This is a genomic window from Nostocoides australiense Ben110, assembly GCF_001050535.1.
Taxonomy (GTDB): Bacteria; Actinomycetota; Actinomycetes; order Actinomycetales; family Dermatophilaceae; genus Nostocoides_A; species Nostocoides_A australiense.
Genome location: NZ_HG764815.1, coordinates 3,565,481 through 3,567,064 on the forward strand (window position 1 = coordinate 3,565,481; position 1,584 = coordinate 3,567,064).

The following is a 1,584-nucleotide window of genomic DNA, read 5'->3' on the forward strand; positions in this document are numbered from 1 at the left end:
GCCGCGGGACGCCCCGCCGCGGATCTGACCGCCGCCCTGGCCGCCTTCGACGCCGACGGGCCGCTGGCCGAACCGGCCGCCGAGGTCCTCCTCGTGTGCTCCCACGGCACCCACGACCAGTGCTGCGCGGTGCGCGGCCGGCCGGTCGCGGCCGTTCTCGCCGAACGCTACGAGCACGTCCTCGAGTGCAGTCACGTCGGCGGTGACCGCTTCGGCGGCAACCTGCTGGCCCTCCCGACCGGGACCTACCTCGGCCGGCTCGACGCCGACACGGCTCCGGCCGTGGTGGCCGCCCACCTCGCCGGACGCGACGATCCGGCGCACCTGCGCGGGGTGACGACCCAGGATCAGCGCGTCCAGGCGGCGGTGACGGCGACCTTGGCGGCGTACGGCGCGTCGGCGGCATACCGGCTGCACGGAGAGATCGTCGGCCACCCGGCGCCGGATCGCTGGCACGTGAGCGTGACCGGTCACCCCGCCGTCGCGCAGGTGCGCGTCGAGGTCCGCCGCATCGTGCTGAGCCCGGCGCCCCGGGCCTGCCGGGCCGAGATCGACAAGGTCGCCGTCACCTACGAGACCGCGCTGCTCGACTCCTGACGCCACGCGAGGTGAAACGACCGACGGCCGGCCTCCACACAGGGGACGCCGGCCGTCAGTGCAGAGGGGATCAGACGAGCGAGGGAGTGCCGCCCGCCGCGGGGCCCGCGGTGCCGCCGACGGCCTCGCGGATCTTGGCGATGACCGCCGCTTCCTCGGCAGAGGTGCCCTTGGAGGCGTCGGCGACGGCGTCGGCGGCGGCGACGATGACGTCGCGTAAGCCGCCCGCGGCCGCCGCGTCCTTGCCGTTCAGGATCGTCATCGACTGGCGCAGGCCGTCGAGGATCTGCCGCTCGACCTCCGCAGCGTCACCCTTGGGCGGCGTGGGGAAGCCGCCGGTCTTGAGGAGTTCCTGGACCGCCGGGGGTGCGACGGCGAAGGCGCGGGAGCCGGCCATCGACTCCTTGAAGGTGGAGAAGAACCCAGGGTCCGCCTTGGCGACGAGAGCGATGGCACCAAAGGCAGCGCTGCGGATGGTTTCGTGTTCGGCCTCGGTGTATTCAGCCATGAGGCCAGTGTGCCCTCCCAAGGGGCACCGCGTGCGTCGCAGCGTCCGCCTAAAGTTGACGGTATGACGCACCCTCACGCCTCCTCGCCGGTCCCGAACGCGACGAGCACGGCATCGTCGCAGGTGCACGGTCTGGACCGGTTGGAGGGGCGAAGATTCGCTGCCGTCCTCTTCGATCTGGACGGCACGCTCATCGACTCCACCGCCGCCATCGCGCGCTGCTGGGCCGCGTGGGCGCCCACCTACGGGATCGAGCTGAGCCGACTGCGGGGGCTGCACGGCATACCGGCCCGCGGGATCATCGAGCGGCTGTTGACCGAAGACCGGCGCGACGAGGCCGAGCAGCACATTCGCCGACTCGAACTGGACGATGTCAGCGAGATCCCCACCCTGCCCGGTGCTGTCGCGGCGCTCGAGGCGCTCGTCGGCGCCCGGCACGCGATCGCGACCTCCTGCACCGACGACCTCGCGCAGGCGCG

General features: G+C 72.9%; 3 protein-coding genes. 2 read left to right on the forward strand and 1 reads right to left on the reverse strand.

Features of this window, described 5'->3' with window-relative positions; all coding sequences use genetic code 11:
- Nucleotides 1-597, forward strand: a 597-nt coding sequence (locus BN11_RS17415; protein WP_327152880.1) for a sucrase ferredoxin, incomplete at its 5' end; no start/stop codon positions are given.
- A gap of 70 nt (nucleotides 598-667) precedes the next feature.
- On the opposite strand, the gene BN11_RS17420 is transcribed toward BN11_RS17415, so the two are convergent.
- Nucleotides 668-1,105 carry a hypothetical protein gene (locus tag BN11_RS17420; RefSeq protein ID WP_048699585.1) on the reverse strand — a complete coding sequence of 146 codons (438 nt, stop codon included), beginning with the start codon at nucleotides 1,103-1,105 and terminating at the stop codon, nucleotides 668-670.
- A gap of 63 nt (nucleotides 1,106-1,168) precedes the next feature.
- Here BN11_RS17420 and BN11_RS17425 point away from each other — a divergent pair.
- On the forward strand, nucleotides 1,169-1,584 hold a 416-nt coding region (locus BN11_RS17425), incomplete at its 3' end, for an HAD hydrolase-like protein (protein WP_157044412.1).